This is a genomic window from Halobaculum rubrum, from assembly GCF_019880225.1.
Taxonomy (GTDB): domain Archaea; phylum Halobacteriota; class Halobacteria; order Halobacteriales; family Haloferacaceae; genus Halobaculum; species Halobaculum rubrum.
In genome coordinates this window covers 1,188,500-1,206,749 of record NZ_CP082284.1, presented here as the reverse complement: position 1 = coordinate 1,206,749, position 18,250 = coordinate 1,188,500, and the positions used below count along the sequence as shown (strand labels likewise).

Sequence of the window (18,250 nt, the reverse complement as noted above, 5' to 3'; positions counted from 1 at the left end):
ACCGGTGTGCCGTACGGTCGACGGCCGTCGCTTACTCGTCGCCCGCGTCGCGCTGCTCGTCGAACGTCTCGATGACCTCGTGGACCGTCTCGGCCCACTGGTCGAGCGCCCCGTGAAGCAGCTCCTTCGCCTCGGGCAGCGGCGTCGCGGTGTACTGGTACACGTAGCCTCCGGGGTCGAGCAGCCGCCGCTCGCGCTCCGCCAGTCCCTTCTCCAGCAGCGTCGTGAGCGAGCGGTTCACGTTCGAGCGGTCGCGCTCCAGCACGCCAGCCAGTTCCTCGACGGTGCTCCCGGGATTGTCGAGCAGGCGGAGGTACGTCCGGCTCTCGTGTTCCTGGATACCGAAGACGCACGCCATCACGTGCCCGAAACTGGGGTCGTTCGTCTCGATGAGATCCTCCAAGTCCGGCGCGTCGCTCATGTCGACTCGACCGACGGCCGCGGCGCGAATAAACCCCGGCGGTCGCGACGACACCCCAGAAACACCCCGGCGACACCGCGGCGACAGCACGGCGGGGCGGCCGTCGTCTCGCGCTCCCGTCCGCCTCAGGCGTCGTCCCCCTTCGCGTACCCCATCTTCTCGATGCACGTGAGCATCCCCGCCTCGTCGTCGTGTTTGTGCAGGCGCGTCGGCGTGTCGCAGTAGAACGTCTCGCCGTCGTGCCGGAGAGTGAGCGTCTGCTCGCTCCCGAACAGGTCCGCCGTGACGACGACGCGCCGCCCCTCCCGGATCGCGTCGATGATCTCCTCGGCGGTGAGTTCGCCGGCGTCGACCTCGAGCGGTGTCATGCCCGGGCATGGGAGGTGGGCCGTAATGGTTCTTGTCTCCCGCCCGCGTACCTCCCGTGTGAACGTCCGCACCATCGATCACGTCAATCTCCGCATCCCAGCCGACGGACTGGCAGACGCCCGCGCGTTCTACGCCGACGCGCTCGGGTTCGAACTGGAGGGCGTCGACCGCTTCGAGGCCGGCGACAAGCCGTTCTTCGACGTGCGGCTCGCTCCCGAGCACGTGATCCACCTGTGGCCGACCGACGCGTTCGACGCCCCGAGGGCGACGAACTACGATCACGTCGCGCTCGTCGTCGACGAGGCGATCGAGGCGGTGACCGACCGGCTCGCCGACGCGGGAGTCGAGGTGGAACAGGAACTCGCGAGTCCGCTCGGCGCGACCGGCGAGGCGCCCGCGGTGTACGTCCGCGACCCGTTCGGCTACCGCGTGGAACTGAAAGCGCCGGCCGAGTGAGCGCCGTCACGGAGTCGGGCGAGTGAGCGTCCTCAGTTAGTTGTGGGGGTCTTCGAATCCCACAATGACCGACACGGGCGACAGAGCGCCCTCAGTTCGTTGTGGGATTCGACTCCCCGTCGGTTCCGTCTTCGACCGTCTCGACGGGGGGCTCCGCGCCCTCCGCCGCCTCGGATGCCTCGACGACCTTCGGGGTGTCGACGTGCCAGCGGTCGATGTCGTCCTCGTACGACGAGAGCCGATCGGACACCGCGGACTTCAACTCGTCGTCGTTGACGTTCACCTCGAAGACGAACTCCGGGCCGCCCTCGCCGCGCGTGGACTTCTGGATGTTCGCGGAGACGAGCTCGTTGTCGAAGTAGTACGGCGCGATCTGGGTCATCACGCGCTGGTAGACCGTGTTCTCGAGCCTCCGAACGGCCTTGCGCCCGGCCGAGTCGGCCGCGCGCGCGACGTGGTCGATGGAGTCTTTCCACGAGTCGAGCGCGCCGCCGTTGTCGCCGTCCTCGACGCGGTCATACGACTCGGAGAGCTTCTCGCCGGCGGTCTGAAGGTCCTCCTCCGGACTTTTGCCTTCCTGCTCGCCTTTCCCTTCGGCGACGCTCGCCTGATCGGCGGTCTTCTCGTTCACGTCCTCGCCGAGGCGCTCGTGGGCCTTGGGTCGCCACTCGTCCCATGCGGCGAACGCCTCGGAGTACTCCTCGGACGCACCGGCGTCCTGCAGCGCGCGGGTGATGCGTTCGCCGTGCTCGACGGCGTCCCCCCACTCTCCGCGCATCTTGAAGCCGGAGATGCTCTCTTCCATGCGAGTAGCAGCCGCGTATGTTCCGGAGCGGTATAAGGGTCCCTCTGTCGTCGCGCGTCCGTCAGCTCACGTCGCCGTCGGCCCGGATCACCGTCGGCCGTACGTGAGCCGCGTTCCCATCTCGTCGAGCGCCGAGACGACGCCGCTGAGCCACGCGCTCGGGGACGTCCGCCGAAGCTCGTCGTCGTCGACCTCGATCCGCTCGTCGCCGAAGGGGTCGCGGTCGGCGTCGCCCTCGCCGTCCTCGGCCGCGTCGACGATCGTCGTCATCGAACACCGGCCGCACGTCTCTTGCTCTCCGAATCCCATGGGTATCGTTCACAGTGTGGCGGACGACGATATTAAACCCTCGTCTCCGGGCCCGCCGCACACGCGGACGACGGGCTTTTGAGCCCCGTCGTCATCCCGCGAGGTATGGGATATCACGCCGTGAACCCCGACGATCTGTCGGAAGTGCCGGACCGGCCCTGCGAGCTCCGTCGCGTGAGCGACGCCGTGGGCTTCGAGCAGATGGCCGCTAACCTGTTCCGCGCCGAACCGGGCGAGGATCTCCCGCTCGCGTACCACTACCACGACGATCAGGAGGAGCTGTTCTACGTGATCGAGGGCACGCTCCACGTCGAGACGCCCGAGGGGACGTTCGAGGTGCCCGAGGGATCGCTGTTCGCGGTCGAACCCGACAGCCCCCAGCGCGCCCACAACCCCGCCGACGCCGACGGGCGCGTGGCCGCGCTGGCGATCGGCGCCCCCGCCGTCGACGACGTCCATCCGTACGAGCCGGAGGCGTGAGATGAGCGAGGACGACCGAAGGGAGTCCTCGAAGCGAGCGAGGAGTGCGGGGCGCCAGCGAAGCGAGCGCCCCGGACCGTCGAGCGGGGAGCGGTGCGCGGTCGAGCGGAGCGAGATCGCGAGGCGACCCGCGAGCAACGCGACCCGCAAGCGATGCGACCCGCGAGCCGGGAGATCGACCCGTGAACACGCCGTTCGAGCCGACGGAAGCGGGACCGACCCGGAGCGCGCCGCCGACTCCGCCCCCGGCGAGGAGCCCCGCACCGACGAGCAGGGGCGGATCCTCGACGGCGACGCCTACGAGGACGTACCCACGTGGGACGACAGGTACCTCGACCGCGTCAGCGACCGGCTCATGTTCAACTACGACCTCGAACGCGACTACCGCGCCCGGGGCGAGCCGTTCGATCTGTACGCGTCGATGCAGATCCGTTCACAGAAGGAGTTCTTCCACCCGTCGCTCGACTATGCGAACCACCACAGCGACGAGCACCTGTTCGCCCGCCGGGTCGACTCGGTGACCGTCCGGGACCTGGAGCGGCTCGTCGAACTGGGTCACGCCCTCGCCGACGATCTGGTCGACGCCGACGAGGAGCACTTCGGGACCGACTTCTCATTCGTCATCGTCGCCCCGGAGATCCCCGACGACGTCCGGGAGTTCGTCGTCGGCTTCCGCGAGCGCCAGCTGCTGAAGCTCGGCTACTACGGCCACTACGAGATCAACCTCGGCGTCGTCGCGCCCGACCGCGAGGAGGGGGTCGCCAGCCGCGAAGCGGACGTCGTCGCCGCGTTCGCGCTGTGGGACGACGTGCCCGAGCGGCACGGCGGCGGGCTCGTCTCGCGACTCCTCCGCCGGATTCGGGGATAGCCGTCGTCGGGGAGGGGTTCGCGACGAACGCCGGCCTACAACGCCTCCTTGTACGCTTCCAACGTCTCCTCGATGTCCGCCTCGGTGTGGGCGTAGGAGACGAACTGCGACTCGAACTGGTTGGCCGTGAGCCAGATCCCCCGCTCTTTCATCTCCTGCCAGAACACGCGCTCCCAGCGCTCGGTGGCGGCCGCGGCGGTGTCGGCGCCGGTCTTCGGGCAGGTCTCGAAGCGGGGGCACGACTCGCGCTGGCGACACCCGCCGCCGCAGTGGTTCTCGAACGTCTCGGGCGCCTCCCGGGTGAACACCGTCTTGAACATCGAGTCGGTGCCGACGACGGTGTACTCGGGCGCCTGGTCCTCGCAGATGTCTTGGATCCCGGATCGAAGCCGATCCCCGAGGGCGTTCACGTGGTCGTACACGTCGTTCTCGGCGGCGTAGCGGAGGTACTCGTGGCCGGCGGCCATCGTGACCGGGTGTCCCGAGAAGGTTCCCGACTGGAACACCTCCCCGCTGGGGGTGAAGTGCTCGATCACCTCCGCGGGCCCGCCGATCGCGCCGACCGGGAAGCCGCCGCCGATGATCTTCCCGAAGGTGGTGAGGTCGGGCGTGACGCCGAACTTCCCTTGCGCACACTGGAGGCCGCCGACGCGGAAGCCGGTGATCACCTCGTCGAAGATCAACAGGGAGCCGTGGTCGTCACAGAGGTCCCGAAGCGTCTCGTGGTAGCCGTCGACGGGCATGACGATGCCGTAGTTCGCGAGGATCGGCTCGGTCAACACCGCCGCGATCTCGTCGCCGCGCTCCTCGAAGACCTCGCGGATCGCCGCCTCGTCGTTGAACGGGACGGCGATGGTGTGCTCGGCGAACTCGTCGGGGATCCCCGGCGAGGAGGGCTGGGTGTGTGACGGGTCGTCGCCGGCCTCGACGAGCGTCGACTCCTGGGCGCCGTGGTAGCCGCCCTGCATGACGACGATCTTGTCGCGGCCGGTGTACCCGCGGGCGAGGCGCACGGCCGACACCGTGGCCTCGGTGCCGGAGTTGACGAACCGAAGCATCTCGACGCCGGGGACGTGGCGCGCGACGAACTCCGCGTGGTCGACCTCGATCTCCGTCGGCCCGCCGTACATCGGCCCCTGGCTTGCGTGGCGCTGGATCGCCGACTGCACCTGCTCGGGGGCGTCGTGGCCGTACAGGAGGGGGCCGTACCCCATCACGTAGTCGAGGTAGCGGTTTCCGTCGGCGTCGATCACGTGCGCGCCGTCGCCGCGCTCGATCACGAACGGGTACGGTCGCGTCGCGCGGACCGAGGAGTTGACGCCACCGGCCAGCACTGAGAGGGCGCGGTCGTACAGCTCCCGCGAGCGGTCGTGGTTCATACGCCGCCCTTCGAGTGTGACCCCGAAAGTAGTTACTGGGTCGCGGCGGGCGCCGCCGCTATCGGCGTCGTGTATCCGGCAGAATCGGGTGACGACCCGCGACGGGCTGGCGGACCGTCGCGGGCGTAGCCGGACGCGTCACCCGGCAGGCGGCTGCGGCGGCCGCGGGGGCGGTGACACGGAACGTGGCACGGTGGCGGGCGCGAGGAGGTGAGCACCAGTACCAGTGGGGTCCTCCGTCGCGTGCCCCCGGCGGCCGCGTCCGCGCCGCGTGCGGGGTGCGGACCGAGGTCGGTGGGCGAGCGGTGCGAGTCGGATCCGTAAGCGCCGGACCGCCGAACCGGCGATCCGGTCGGGGGAGCTATACCGCGCTGCGCCCCACCTCCCCGGTCCGGATCTGGTAGGCGTTCTCGACGGGCAGGACGAACACCTTGCCGTCGCCCTTCTCGCCCGTGGTCGCGGCGTCGCTGATCGCCTCCGCGACGTCGCCCGCGGGGATGTCGGCGACGACACACTCGATCTTCACCTTCTGGTGGAGGTCGACCGTGTACTCCTCGCCGCGCCACTGGCCCTTCTTGGCGGGCTGGCTGCCGCGGCCGGAGACGTTCGTCACCGTCAGCGAGGGCGCGCCGACCTCCGCGAGCCCGGTCTTGACGTCCGAGAGCTTGTCCGGGCGGATGAAGGCGGTCACCAGCTTGATGCCGCCGTCGTTGGCCTCGCCGCCGTCGGCGCGGACGATGCCGTTCCCGTCGACGGTGCCGCCGTCGGTCACGGCCGTGTCCGGACTCCCGAACTCGGGGTAGGTGTCGACGCCGTGCTCGGAGGCGTCGAGCCCCTCGATCTCGTGGTCGCGGTCGACGCGGATCTCACCGAGGAGCTTGATGACGCCGAACACCACGGCGGTGGCGGCGACGGTCCAGATGGCGATGACGCCGACGCCGACGACCTGCGACACGAGCGCGCCGACGGTGAAGCCGTCGACGGCGAAGAACGGCAACAGCACCGCGCCGAGCACGCCGGCGGAGCCGTGAACCGGGAACACCGCGCACACGTCGTCGATCTTCAGGCGCTTCTCGACGAACTCGAAGACGATGGGGAGCTGGGCGCCGGCGAGCAGACCGATGACCAGCGCGCCGGGCCAGATGATCGCGTCCGTGTTCGAGGTGACGCCGACGAGCCCCGCCAACAGTCCGTTCGCGACGTACAGCGTGTCGACCTTCCCGGTCTTGTACAGTGACAGCGCGCCCGCGCCGATGGCGCCGGCGGCCATGCCGAGCGTCGTCGTCAGCGCGACGCGACCCACGTACGAGAACGCCCCGAGCGTGAGTTCGCCGTTCTCGACGGCGAACACGGAAGCGGCGGTGCCGACGTTGAACCCGTACCAGCCGAACGCGAGCACGAGCGTGCCCAGCACCGCGAACGTCAGCGAGTGGCCGGGGATGACGTTGGACGACCCGTCCTCGTTGTAGCGGCCGAGACGCGGACCGACCATGTAGGCGGCCGTCAGGCCCGCGATGCCGCCCATCCCGTGAACGATCATGCCGCCCGCGAAGTCAGCGAAGCCGAGCGACGCGAGGAAGCCGCCCGCCCACGTCAGCCCCGTGACGACCGGGTAGATGACCGCCGCGAGCAGGATCGTGTAGCTCACGTACGCGCGCAGCTTCATGCGCCCGGCGACGGCGCCGGAGACGATGGTCGCCGCCGTCATCGCGAAGACGGCGCCGAAGAGCCAGCCGACCCAGTCGGCGGAGTTCCCGGTCGTCAACACGCCGAACGCCTCGGCCATCGAGTAGCCGCCGCCGCCGGTGAGCCCGCCGACGAGCGAGGAGACCCCCGCGCCGACGAGGAAGAACGCCGTCACGCCGACGCTCCACGTCAGGAGGTTCTTCGTCAGCTGGTTGGCGACGTTCTTCGAGCGCACCTGCCCGGCCTCCAGCATCGCGAAGCCGGCGTGCATGAAGAAGATGAGGAAGGTGACCACCAGCACCCACATCAGGTTTATCCCCTCCGCCAGGACCGCCGGGTCGACCTGCAGGGGACTCACAGTGCCACCTCAATAGTTCCGCATTCGTTCAGCCCTTCAGCGTATTCCGTGTCGTTCTGGTACATCTCCACGCGAGAAGACCCGATTTGGAACCACATAAACCCTGGAGTTGACAATACGGAATTATACTGTGGATATTCGGATACGCGTCGAATATTGGAGTGAATATAGGTCATATAAGGTTGTAACATCGCCGCACGCTGGGCAAGTGTTGCGAGCGACGTAGACGTACATAGTATACTGAATTTGGTATATTAACACGGATATCCGGCGTTTCGGGCGAGTTCGCTCGCGCGCGCTTCCCGTTCGGGACGGTGGCGACGTGAACGAGTGCGAGAAAGAGAACTCGCTGCGCGGAGGCGCGATCAGCCGTCCAACTCGGCGACGACAGACTCCGCGAGCGCCTCGAACGACGCCTCCGCGGGCACCACGTCGACGGCGACGCCGTGTGACTCGGCCGTCTCGCGGGTCGGGTGGCCGATACAGCCGACGACGGCGTCGTCAAGCCCCGCGAGCGCCCCGTCGCGGACGCCCCGCTCGTCGGCGGCGTCGAGGAAGTGCTCGACCGTGAGCGAGGAGGTGAAGCACGCGCCCGCGAGGTCGCCCCGGGCGGCCGCCTCGGCCGAGTCGCCGCTTCCCTCCGGTCGGACGAGTTCGTACAGCACCGTCTCGTGGACGGTCGCGCCGGCGTCGCGGAGGCCGTCGAGCAGCACCTGGCTCCCGTGGTCCGACCGGGCGACCTCGATACGGACGCCGTCGACGCCCAGCGCGTCGAACGCGGCGACGAGGCCCGTCGAGGAGTACTCGTTGGGGATCAGGTCCACCGGCCAGCCGGCCTCGCGGACCGCGTCGGCGGTCGACGGGCCGATACACGCGATCGCGGGGCCGTCACGCTCCTCGGTGGCTGCTCCGTCTCGCTCGTCGCCGCCGGCGTCGGCGGGGGACCAGCCGGCCTCGTCGGCCAACTCGACACCCGTCTTCGAGGTGAACACGATCCAGCCGGCGCCCTCCGGCACCGCGCCGGTCGGGCGGATCTCCAGCATCGGGTCCGCGAGGGCGTCGACGCCGAGCGCGTCGAGCGTCTCGACCGCCTCTGTCAGGCGCTCGTCGTCGGGCCGGAACACCGCGACGCGGGGGCGGTCGTCGTCGCTCATTCGTCCTCCTCCGTGCGGGCTGTGGTCGCTGTGTCGACGGTCGCGGCCGCGTCGCCGCGTCCGCGCAGGAACTCGACCACTCGCTCGCGAGCGCCGGCGACTTCACCGATCACGGTGATCGCGGGCGGCTCGATCCCCGCCTCGTCACGCACGTCGACGATGTCGGCGAGCGTGCCGGTCGCGACGCGCATGTCGGGCCAGGTGCCGCGCTCGACGAGCGCCACGGGCGTAGCGGGGTCCATCCCGGCGTCGAGCAGTTCGGCGGTGTACAGCGGCAGCTTCCCGACGCCCATCAGGACGACGATGGTGCCGCCGGTGGCCGCGAGCGCCGCCCAGTCCACCACGGATTCGTCCTTTGTCGGGTCCTCGTGGCCCGTGACGAACGAGACGGAGGAGGCGTGGTCCCGGTGGGTCACGGGGACGCCCGCGACGCCCGGCGCGGCGATGGGGGAGGTGACGCCCGGGACGACCTCGAACGGGACGCCGTTGGCGGCGAGGTGTTCGGCCTCCTCGCCGCCGCGTCCGAAGACGAACGGGTCGCCGCCTTTCAGGCGGACCACGTGCTCACCGGCCTCCGCGAGTTCGACGAGCCGGTCGTTCGTGTACTCCTGACTGGTGCGCTCGCCGCCGGCGCGCTTGCCCACGTCCTCGCGTTTGTCCTCGGAGATGGATCCGAGGATCTCGGGGCCGGGGAGCTTGTCGTGCAGCACCACGTCCGCCTCATCGAGTCGGCGGCGTGCCTTCACCGTGAGCAGTTCGGGGTCGCCGGGGCCCGAGCCGACCAGCGAGACGAAGCCGCCGTCGCGGTCGATGCCGTCGCGGTCGCGGGTCGCGTCGCGCTCGTCGCTCATCTACTCGTCACCCTCCTCGACGCGTTTCGCGGTCTCCGTGTCCGCGGCGCGCTTCGCGGCCTCGATGAGTTCGGCGGCGCCCTGATCGCGCAGCGACCCGGCGAACTCGGCGGCGCCCTCGCGGTAGGTACGCAGCGGGAGGTCGCGGTTCGCCTTCACCTCGGTGTCGCCGTCGGCCGACAGCACCCGAACGCGGGCGCTGACGTGCTCGCCCTGGACGAGCGCGTTGACGCCGATCGGGGCGATACAGCCGCCGCCCAACTCGGCGAGGATCGTGCGCTCGACGCTGGTGGCGACGCGGGTCGGCTCGTGGTCCATCGCCGACCGGATCGCGTCGATCACGTCGGGGTCGCTCGCGGTGACGGCGACGGCGCCCTGGCCGGGCGCGGGGACGTGGTCCGCGCGGTCGAGGCGCTCGACCTCGTACTCGTCGCGGTAGAACAGATCCGAGCGACGCAGGCCGGCCTCCGCCAGCACGATGGCGTCGTACTCGTGGTCGACCTCGTGTTCCAACGCGGCGCGCTGGAACTCGGTGCGGTCGTCGAACCACTCCTCGACGGTGCGTTCGTACTCGCGGTCTCGCGATGGTTCGGAAGCCGCGTCGCGGCTTCCGTCATCACGAGACGGCTTCGCCGTCTCGGACGACTCCGTCGCTCGACTGTCCGAGGCGCTCCGCGCCTCGCTATCCTCCTCGCGTGCGCCGGGATCCCCCTTGTGGTCGGCCTCGGCCTCGACGCGGCGCTCGTGCTCGGCCTGAAGCGCGGGCGCGATCAGCTTCTGGAGCCGCGTGTCGACGTTGCCGCGGAGGGGGCGCACCTCCAGGTCGGGGCGCTCGGCGAGCACCTGCGCCTTCCGCCGCAGCGAGGAGGTGCCGACGACCGAGCCGCGCGGGAGGTCAGCGAGGTCGCCGCCCTCGCGAGTGACGAGCGCGTCGCCGGCGGGGGCGCGCTCGCCGACGGCGGCAACGACGAGGCCGTCGGGCATGTCGGTGGGCATGTCCTTCAACGAGTGGACCGCGGCGTCGACCTCGCCCGACAGCACCTCCTCGTCGAGCGCGCGAACGAACGCGCCGGTGCGGCCGAGTTCGGTGATGAGATCCTCGTCGAGTCGGTCGCCGCGCGTCTCGACCTCGACCAGCTCCACGTCGCGGCGGCGCGTCGAGAGCTCGTCTCGGACGCCGGCCGCCTGTCGGAGCGCGAGGTCGGAGCCGCGGGTTGCGAGCCGCAGCGTCCCGGTTGTCATGCCCGAAACTCCGTCGCCGCCGGGGAAAACGGGTTCGCTTCGCCGATACGGCGGGATACGGCACCGGTGCACAGTCGCTCCCTGTTCGGCACCGTCGCAACCTTCGCCGGACCGGTACCGTTTTTACCGATCGAGGGTGTAGCTTCGCGTATGACAGCGGACGCCGTCGCTCACGTTCGCGCCTCATTCGAGCGACGCGTCCGCGGTGCCGCGGCTCGGAGCCGAGTCCCCGCGCCGCGACGACCGGGCCGCTAGGCCCATCAACACCACTTCTCATCGACTCGATCCGCTCGCCTTTCTCCGGGTAGCGTGCAGTCCGCGATTAATTTTCAAAGTTTACAAACGTCGAATTTATGGGCGTCGGCGTGCGAGCGTGAGATATGACGAAACGCGTTGCGCTCGCATTCAGCGGTGGACTCGACACGACCGTCTGCGTCCCGCTCCTCGAGGAGGAGTACGGCTACGACGAGGTCGTCGGCGTCACCGTCGACGTGGGCCAGCCCGCCGAGGAGTTCGACGAGGCCGAGGAGACCGCCGAGGCGCTCGATCTGGAGCACTACGTCGTCGACGCGAAGACCGAGTTCGCGGAGCTGTGTTTCGACTCCGTGCGCGCGAACGCGACGTATCAGGGCTACCCGCTCGGGACGGCGCTCGCGCGTCCGGTGATCGCGGAAGCCATCCTCGGCGTCGCCGAGGAACACGACTGCGACGCCCTCGCCCACGGCTGCACGGGCAAGGGGAACGACCAACTGCGCTTCGAGACGGTGTGGCGCGGCTCCGACAAGGAGGTCATCGCGCCCGTGCGCGAGCTCGGCCTCACCCGCGAGTGGGAGATCGAGTACGCCGACGAGAAGGACCTCCCCGTCGAGGGCGGCAACGAGGGCGCGTGGTCGATCGACACGAACCTCTGGTCGCGCTCGGTCGAGGGCGACGACCTCGAGGACCCGACGTACGTCCCGCCGGAGGACATCTACGACTGGACGACGACGCCCGGCGACGCGGAGGGCGAGGAGCTGGTGGAGATCGGCTTCGAGATGGGCTACCCGGTGACGCTGAACATCGTCGAGGAGACCTCGACTGGCTCTCGGCTGTCGGCCGAGAACGGGGAGGCGGTCGACTCCGTCGAGCTCATCGAGGAGCTGAACGAGATCGCGGGCGCGTACGGCGTCGGCCGCACGGACATGATGGAGGACCGCATGCTCGGCCTGAAGGTGCGCGAGAACTACGAGCACCCCGCGGCGACCGTCCTCCTGACGGCCCACGAGGCGCTCGAACAACTCGTGTTCACGAAGTCCGAGCGCGACTTCAAGCAACAGATCGACGACCAGTGGGCCCAGCAGGGGTACAAGGGCCTCGTGAACTCCCCGCTCGTGAACTCCCTGGAGGGCTACCTCGACGCCGGCCAGGAGAAGGTCACCGGCACGGTCACCGTCAAGCTGCAGGGCGGCCAGTGCCGCCCCGTCGCACGCGACTCCGAGTACGGCGTCTACTCCGAGTCGGCCGCCTCGTTCAACACGGAGACGGTCGACGGCATCGAGCAGGCCGACGCGACGGGCGTCGCGAAGTACCACGGCTTCCAGGAGCGCCTCGCGAACGAGGTCCTCGAGAACGTGAAGACCGGCGAGGGCGGGGAGACGCTGGCAGCCGACGGGAGCGGCGAGGCAGACGAATAGATGACTGACCACGGGAGCGCCGGCGGCGACGACGCGGACGATACTGACGCGGACACCGAGACGGTCGTCCGGCGCGACCGCTTCGCCGGGGGCCCGGCCCGCGGCTTCATGTCGAGCCTCGCGGCCGACGAGCGCATCTTCGCGGCCGACCTCGCCGTCGACCGCGCGCACACGGTGATGCTCGCCGAACAGGGGATCGTCGGCGACGACGAGGCCGCCGAGATCCTCTCCGGGCTCGCGGCCGTCGAGGACGCGGGCCACGGCGCGCTCCCCGACGGCGAGGACGTGCACGAGGCGATCGAGTCGGCGGTCGTCGCCGAGGTCGGACCGGTCGGCGGGAAGATGCACACCGCGCGCTCGCGCAACGACGAGGTCGCCGCCTGCATCCGCCGCCGCTACCGCGAGGATCTGCTCGACGCCGCCGAGGCGACGCTCGTCCTGCGCGAGGCGCTGCTGGACGCGGCCGCCGAGCACGCCGACACCGTCATGCCGGGGTTCACCCACCGGCAGTACGCCCAGCCCGTCACCGTCGGACACTTCCTGTCGTCGTACGCGGGCGCGGTCGAGCGCGACACCGCCCGGCTGCTCGCGGCGTTCGACCGGACGAACGAGTCGCCGCTGGGCGGCGCGGCGTTCGGCGGCACCACCTTCGACATCGACCGCGAGCGGACGGCCGACCTGCTCGGGTTCGACGGCGTCGTCGAGAACGCCACCGACGCCGCGTCCGCGCGGGACTTCCTCGTGGAGGGGACCGCCGCGCTGGCGACCCTGACGGCGACGCTGTCGGGGCTCTCGACCGACCTCATCGAGCACGCCACGGACGGCTACTTCCTCCCCTCGGACGACTACGCGTCCACCTCGTCGATCATGCCCCAGAAGGTGAACCCGGACACGCTGGAGTTGGTCCGCGCGGTCGCGGGCGACGTATCCGGCGACCTGACCGGGCTGCTCACGACGCTGAAGGGGCTGCCGCGGGCGTACAACCGCGACCTTCAGCGCGCGACGCCGCACGCGTGGGACGCCGTCGACGACGCGACCGAGGCGACCGAGGTCGTCGCCGGCGCGGTCGCGACCGGCGACTGGGACGAGTCGGCGTGCGCGGCCGACGCGGGCGCGGGCTTCTCGACGGCTACGGGCGTCGCGGACGCGCTGGCCTCGGCGGGGATCCCGTTCCGGACGGCCCACGAGGTCGTCGCCGAGGCGGCCGCGACCGTGCCCGACGACGCGGACCCGGAGACGCTCGCTGCAAATCTTGACGCGGCCGCACAGGAGGTCCTTGGGGAGTCCCTCTACGAGCACGTGAGCCGCGAGGACCTCGAGGCCGCGCTCGACCCCGTCGGGAGCGTCGCCTCCCGCGCGTCGCGGGGCGGCCCGGCGCCCGACGCCGTGGCCGCCTCCCTCGCGCGCATGACCGAGACGTACGACGACCACGAGGCCGCCGTCGACGCCCGCCGCGACGCGCTCGCGGCCGCCGAAACGGACTTGACCGATGCGGTCGAATCGTACACCTGATCACCGACCGACCTGGAGTCCACTCATGACCGGACGCCCGACGACCCGACGAATGCGAGGCGCGGAGCGCCTCGGACAGTCGAGCGGCGAAGCCGCGAGACGACCGCTCGCCCGACCGCGAGCGACGGCTCCGGCGGGCGGCCGGCTTCCGCGACATCCACGACCGCTCCGAGTTCCGCGACGACCGCGGGGCGGCCGACCGCGACCGGGGACCCGACCTCGACCGGTCCCGGCCGCCGCCCCGCGACCGCCGGCGGCGGTGGCCCCGCCGGCCCCCCTCGGGGCCAACACTACTCAGATTTCGAACATCGGATTCGAGATCCGCGCCGAATCGCCCGCTCCCGCTCGATAGCGGCGACTCCGACAGTATTTTTCGCTGACAAAATCGACGGATTAAAGGTGTCTTCCCCGATAGAGATGAGTACGCCATGACCGAATCCGAATGCGTCGAGTGCGGGGGAACGGTGGCCCTGCACGACGACCTGGAGGTCGGAGAGATCGTCGACTGTGAAACATGCGGCGCCGAGCTGGAGGTCGTCGACGTCTCCCCGCCGGTCCTCGATCGAGCCCCGGAGCTCGAAGAGGACTGGGGGGAGTGAGATGAAGCTCGGCCTGCTCTACTCCCGGATCCGAAAAGACGAGAAGCTCCTCCTGTCGGAGCTTCGCGACCGCGGCCACGAGGTCGCCAAGATCGACGTGCGCAAGCAGCGGTTCGGCCTGAACGAGACGACCGCCGAGATAGCCGACTGCGATCTGGTGATCGACCGCTGTCTCGCCACCTCGCGCTCGCTGTACGCCACGCGGCTCCTCTCGGCGTACGGCGTCCCCGTGATCAACAGTCCGGAGACCGCGGCGGTCTGCGCCGACAAGGTGAAGAACAGCCTCGCGCTGGAGAGCGCGGGCGTGCCGACGCCGGCGACCGAGGTCGCGTTCACGACGGAGGCCGCGATGGAGGCCATCGAGGAGTTCGGCTACCCGTGCGTGATCAAGCCGGTCGTCGGCTCGTGGGGCAGGCTGATGGCCAAGCTCGACACCGAGAACGCCGCCGAGGCGATCCTCGAACACAAGGCGACGCTCGGCCACTACGAGCACAAGGTGTTCTACGTGCAGGAGTACGTCGACAAGCCCGGCCGCGACATCCGCGTGCTGGCGTGTGACGGCGAGCCCGTCGCCGCGATGACGCGTACCTCCGAGCACTGGCTCACCAACGCCGCGAAGGGCGGCGAGACTGACACCTTCGATCTCGACGACGAGGCGACGGAGCTGGTGCGGAAGGCGAGCGACGCCGTCGGCGGCGGCCTGCTCGGCGTCGACCTGATGGAGACGGGCGAGGCGCGTAGCGCCTCGGAATCGAGCGGGGAGCGGAGCGACCCGCGAGACGGCGAGTCGAGGTACACCGTTCACGAGGTGAACCACACCGTCGAGTTCAAGGCGCTGAACGAGGCCAGCGAGGTCGACGTGCCCGCGGCGGTCGTCGACTGGCTCGAACTGAAGGCGGAGGCGGCGAACGAAGCCGTGATGACGGCATGAGTGCGGGCGAGAACGCGACACTCACCGCCGCCGTCGTCGGCGCCTCCGGCTTCGCGGGCGGCGAGCTGTGCCGCCTGCTGACCGGGCATCCGAACTTCGAACTCGTGCAGGCGACCAGCCGTGAGTACGAGAACAAGACGCTCGGCTACGTCCACCCGAACCTCCGCGGCGTCGACGTGCGGTTCTCCTCGCCCGATGACCTGGACTCGGTGGACGTGCTGTTCGCGTCGACGCCCCACGGCGTCTCGATGGAGCATATCGACGCCTTCCGTGACGCCGCGGGCACCGTGGTCGACCTCTCGGCGGACTTCCGGCTCAGCGAGGAGGCGGACTACGACGAGTGGTACGACGGCCACGTCGCGCCCGAGCACCTCGCGGACGCCGCCTACGCGCTCCCCGAGCTGGGGCGCGAGAAACTCGAGGGCGCGGACCTCATCGCCTCCGGCGGCTGCAACGCGACGGCGACGATGCTGGCGCTGAAGCCGCTGGTCGATTCGGGCGTCATCACGCCCGACGATCAGGTGGTCGCCGACCTGAAGGTCGGCTCCTCGGAGGGGGGCGCCGGCGGCGGCGCCGCCTCCAGCCACCCCGAGCGCTCGGGCGTCGTGCGCCCGTACGCGCCGACGGGGCACCGCCACGAGGCGGAGATCAAGCAGGAGCTGGGCCTCTCGCTGTCGTTCACCGTCCACGCGGTCGACATGACCCGCGGGGCGGCGGCGACGTGTCACGCCTTCCCGAGCGAGCGCGTCACCACGGGCGATCTGTGGGGCGCCTACCGCGAGGCGTACGACGACGAGCCGTTCGTCCGCCTCGTCGCGGGCGGCGGCGGCGTGTACCGCTACCCCGAGCCGAAGGCCGTGGCCGGGACGAACCACGCCGAGGTCGGCTTCGAACTCGACCCCGAGAACGGCCGCGTGGTCGCGTTCTCGGCCATCGACAACGTGATGAAGGGCGCGGCGGGGCAGGCGGTCCACGCCGCCAACGTCGCGCTCGGGCTCGAGGAGACGGCCGGTCTGGAGTTCCAGGGGCTCCACCCCGTGGGATCGCCGTGACCGGCTTCGGATCGACGCCGCTGACCGACGGCTCCGGCGACGTTCCGCCGGTCGTCGTGAAGCTGGGCGGCGCGCGCGCGGTCGACCCCGCGGGCGCCGTCGGCGACGTGGCCCACCTCGTCGCTAACGGGCGCAGCGTGGTCGTCGTCCACGGCGGCTCGACCGCCGTCGACGACCTGCTGGATCGGCTCGGCATCGAGTCGGAGTACGTCGAGACGCCCTCGGGCGTCACCGGCCGCTTCACCGACGCCGAAACGATGGAGGCGTTCACGATGGCGATGGCAGGGGGAGTGAACACGGACCTCGTGACGGCCATGAAGAACGCCGGCGTCGACGCCGTGGGGCTGTCGGGTGTCGACGGCGGCCTCCTGACCGGGCCGCGCAAGTCTGCGGTGCGCGTCGTCGAGGACGGCAAGAAGAAGATCAGACGCGGCGACCACTCGGGCACCCCCAAGCAGGTGAACGACGGCCTGCTCGATACGCTGCTCGCGGACGGCTACACGCCGGTCGTCTCCCCGCCGATGTTCGGCACGGAGTCCGAGAGCGAGGGGACCCCGGTGAACACCGACGCCGACCGCGCGGCCGCGGCGGTCGCTGGTGCGCTCGGCGCGGAGTTGGTCGTCCTCACGGACGTCTCCGGCGTGTATGCGGACCCGGATGACCCCGACACCCTGATCGAGTCGGTCGTCACGAGCGAGGAGTACGACGCGCTCACGGACGCGGCCGAGGGGTTCATGACCCGGAAGGTGATGGCGGCGACCGAGGCCCTCGAATCCGGCGCCAGCGCGGTGACAGTCGCCGACGCGAACGTCCGCGACCCCGTCGTCGCCGCGCTCGACGGGGCGGGGACGCGCATCGAGCGCTCTGCCGTCGTCGACGAAGATCGCCACGCCGACGCCGCCGCCGACGCGGAGGTGGACGGATGACCGCGTTCGAGGACCTGAGCGACGCCGGCGAGGGGTTCGTCTTCTCCGAGAAACCCATCCAGTTGGAGTCCGGGGAGGGAGTCCACCTCACCGCCGCCGACGGAACCGAGTATCTCGACTTCGGCGCCAGCTACGCGTGTACGCCGCTGGGTCACTGCCCGCCCGCCGTCGTCGATGCGGTGCAAGAGCAGGCGGCCGAGTTGCTGTACGTGCAGGCGTCGTATCCCAACGCCGCCCGCACGGAGCTGTACGAGCGCCTCGGCGCGGTCGCCCCCGGCGACATCTCGAAGGTGTGGCCCTGTAACTCCGGGACGGAGGCGAACGAGGCGGCGATGAAGTTCGCGCGCTCGGCCACCGGCCGCGAGAAGATCGTGGCGACGAAGCGCGGCTTCCACGGTCGGACGCTGGGCGCGCTGGCGATGACGTGGAAGAAGAAGTACCGCGCGCCCTTCGAGCCCGTCGCCGGCGGCGTCGAGTTCGTCGACTACGGCGACAGCGAGGCGCTCGCCGAGGCCGTCGACGACGAGACGGCCGCGGTGTTCCTCGAACCCGTGCAGGGCGAGGGCGGGATCAACCCCGCCGACCCCGAGTACCTCCAGTCCGCACGCGACCTGACCGAGGACGCCGGCGCGGCGCTGGTGTTCGACGAGATCCAGACCGGGATGGGCCGCACGGGAGACCTGTGGGCCTGCGAGGGCGCGGGCGTCGAGCCGGACATCCTCACGACGGCGAAGGGCGTCGCCTCCGGTCTCCCGCTGGGCGCGACGTTGTGTGCCGACTGGATCGCCGACGGCGCCGCCAGCCACGGGTCGACGTTCTCGGGCAACCCGGTCGTCGCCGCCGCGGCCAACGCGACCCTGGAGGAGCTGGTCGCCAACGACGTGCCCGGCCACGCGGCGACGGTCGGCGACTACCTCACCACCCAACTCGAAGCGGCGATCGAGGAGCACGACCTCCCCGTGCGCGAGGTGCGCGGGGAGGGGCTGATGATCGGCATCGAGGTGAAGCGCGGGGCGAACCGCTACCTGCGCGAGTTGGCGCTGAACCACCAGATCCTCGCGCTGCCGGCGGGGCGCTCGGTGCTTCGCCTGCTCCCGCCGCTCGTGATCAACGAGGGGCACGCCCGCGAGGTCGTCGACGCGCTGGCGGAGGTGCTGTGAGCATGGGGGAGATCGCGTG

General features: G+C 70.4%; 19 protein-coding genes. 10 read left to right on the top strand and 9 right to left on the bottom strand.

Features of this window, described 5'->3' with window-relative positions; translation table 11 throughout:
* Positions 1–31: 31 nt before the first annotated feature.
* Entirely contained in the window at positions 32–421 is a 390-nt protein-coding gene (locus K6T25_RS06375; RefSeq protein WP_222917392.1) for a helix-turn-helix domain-containing protein, read from the bottom strand.
* A 125-nt stretch (positions 422–546) separates the two neighbouring features.
* Entirely contained in the window at positions 547–789 is a 243-nt protein-coding gene (locus tag K6T25_RS06370; protein ID WP_222917390.1) for a DUF8001 family protein, read from the bottom strand.
* 58 nt (positions 790–847) lie between these two features.
* Between K6T25_RS06370 and K6T25_RS06365 the strand changes: the two genes are divergently transcribed.
* A complete protein-coding gene (locus tag K6T25_RS06365; RefSeq protein ID WP_222917894.1) occupies positions 848–1,246 on the top strand; it encodes a VOC family protein in 399 nt (132 codons plus the stop codon).
* Positions 1,247–1,337: 91 nt separating this feature from the next.
* On the opposite strand, the gene K6T25_RS06360 is transcribed toward K6T25_RS06365, so the two are convergent.
* The gene (locus K6T25_RS06360; protein ID WP_222917388.1) at positions 1,338–2,051 is read right to left on the bottom strand and encodes a DUF5828 family protein; all 714 of its coding nucleotides are present in this window, start codon (positions 2,049–2,051) and stop codon (positions 1,338–1,340) included.
* Between the two features lie 87 nt (positions 2,052–2,138).
* A complete protein-coding gene (locus K6T25_RS06355; RefSeq protein WP_222917386.1) occupies positions 2,139–2,360 on the bottom strand; it encodes a DUF8007 family protein in 222 nt (73 codons plus the stop codon).
* Positions 2,361–2,465: 105 nt separating this feature from the next.
* Here K6T25_RS06355 and K6T25_RS06350 point away from each other — a divergent pair, with 105 nt between their 5' ends.
* Together K6T25_RS06350 and K6T25_RS06345 are read left to right on the top strand one after the other, a co-directional pair.
* Positions 2,466–2,840 carry a cupin domain-containing protein gene (locus K6T25_RS06350; RefSeq protein ID WP_222917384.1) on the top strand — a complete coding sequence of 125 codons (375 nt, stop codon included), beginning with the start codon at positions 2,466–2,468 and terminating at the stop codon, positions 2,838–2,840.
* 280 nt (positions 2,841–3,120) lie between these two features.
* Positions 3,121–3,708 carry a DUF8052 family protein gene (locus tag K6T25_RS06345; protein ID WP_225917872.1) on the top strand — a complete coding sequence of 196 codons (588 nt, stop codon included), beginning with the start codon at positions 3,121–3,123 and terminating at the stop codon, positions 3,706–3,708.
* Between the two features lie 35 nt (positions 3,709–3,743).
* Here the strand turns inward: K6T25_RS06345 and hemL are convergent, their stop codons facing one another.
* The 5 genes from hemL to hemC form a co-directional block, all read right to left on the bottom strand.
* Positions 3,744–5,087 (bottom strand): glutamate-1-semialdehyde 2,1-aminomutase, encoded by a 1,344-nt coding sequence (hemL, locus tag K6T25_RS06340; protein ID WP_222917382.1) that lies wholly within the window; start codon positions 5,085–5,087, stop codon positions 3,744–3,746.
* A 361-nt stretch (positions 5,088–5,448) separates the two neighbouring features.
* Positions 5,449–7,080 carry an ammonium transporter gene (locus K6T25_RS06335; protein WP_222917893.1) on the bottom strand — a complete coding sequence of 544 codons (1,632 nt, stop codon included), beginning with the start codon at positions 7,078–7,080 and terminating at the stop codon, positions 5,449–5,451.
* A 416-nt stretch (positions 7,081–7,496) separates the two neighbouring features.
* Positions 7,497–8,285: a uroporphyrinogen-III synthase gene (locus tag K6T25_RS06330; protein ID WP_222917380.1), complete on the bottom strand. Its 789-nt coding sequence runs from the start codon at positions 8,283–8,285 to the stop codon at positions 7,497–7,499.
* Positions 8,282–9,136, bottom strand: coding sequence for a uroporphyrinogen-III C-methyltransferase (gene cobA, locus K6T25_RS06325; RefSeq protein WP_222917378.1), 855 nt, complete (start codon positions 9,134–9,136; stop codon positions 8,282–8,284). The genes K6T25_RS06330 and cobA overlap by 4 nt, the downstream gene beginning before the upstream one ends.
* Positions 9,137–10,378: a hydroxymethylbilane synthase gene (hemC, locus tag K6T25_RS06320; RefSeq protein ID WP_222917376.1), complete on the bottom strand. Its 1,242-nt coding sequence runs from the start codon at positions 10,376–10,378 to the stop codon at positions 9,137–9,139. It lies immediately after the preceding gene.
* Between the two features lie 380 nt (positions 10,379–10,758).
* Here hemC and K6T25_RS06315 point away from each other — a divergent pair, with 380 nt between their 5' ends.
* The 7 genes from K6T25_RS06315 to K6T25_RS06285 all read left to right on the top strand — a co-directional run bounded on the left by K6T25_RS06315 (position 10,759) and on the right by K6T25_RS06285 (position 18,231).
* Positions 10,759–12,051 carry an argininosuccinate synthase gene (locus K6T25_RS06315; RefSeq protein WP_222917374.1) on the top strand — a complete coding sequence of 431 codons (1,293 nt, stop codon included), beginning with the start codon at positions 10,759–10,761 and terminating at the stop codon, positions 12,049–12,051.
* On the top strand, positions 12,052–13,563 hold the full coding sequence (argH, locus tag K6T25_RS06310) for an argininosuccinate lyase (RefSeq protein WP_222917372.1): 1,512 nt from the start codon (positions 12,052–12,054) through the stop codon (positions 13,561–13,563).
* 428 nt (positions 13,564–13,991) lie between these two features.
* Complete coding sequence (gene lysW, locus K6T25_RS06305; RefSeq protein ID WP_222917369.1) at positions 13,992–14,162, top strand: lysine biosynthesis protein LysW; 171 nt, start codon at positions 13,992–13,994, stop codon at positions 14,160–14,162.
* Between the two features lies 1 nt (position 14,163).
* Positions 14,164–15,093, top strand: a complete 930-nt coding sequence (gene lysX / locus K6T25_RS06300) for a lysine biosynthesis protein LysX (protein ID WP_222917366.1) — start codon at positions 14,164–14,166, stop codon at positions 15,091–15,093.
* Positions 15,090–16,145, top strand: coding sequence for an N-acetyl-gamma-glutamyl-phosphate reductase (argC, locus tag K6T25_RS06295; RefSeq protein ID WP_222917364.1), 1,056 nt, complete (start codon positions 15,090–15,092; stop codon positions 16,143–16,145). The genes lysX and argC overlap by 4 nt, the downstream gene beginning before the upstream one ends.
* Complete coding sequence (locus tag K6T25_RS06290) at positions 16,142–17,071, top strand: acetylglutamate/acetylaminoadipate kinase (protein ID WP_225917827.1); 930 nt, start codon at positions 16,142–16,144, stop codon at positions 17,069–17,071. Before argC ends, K6T25_RS06290 begins: the two co-directional genes overlap by 4 nt.
* A complete protein-coding gene (locus K6T25_RS06285) occupies positions 17,068–18,231 on the top strand; it encodes an aspartate aminotransferase family protein (RefSeq protein ID WP_222917360.1) in 1,164 nt (387 codons plus the stop codon). Before K6T25_RS06290 ends, K6T25_RS06285 begins: the two co-directional genes overlap by 4 nt.
* Positions 18,232–18,250 lie beyond the last annotated feature (19 nt).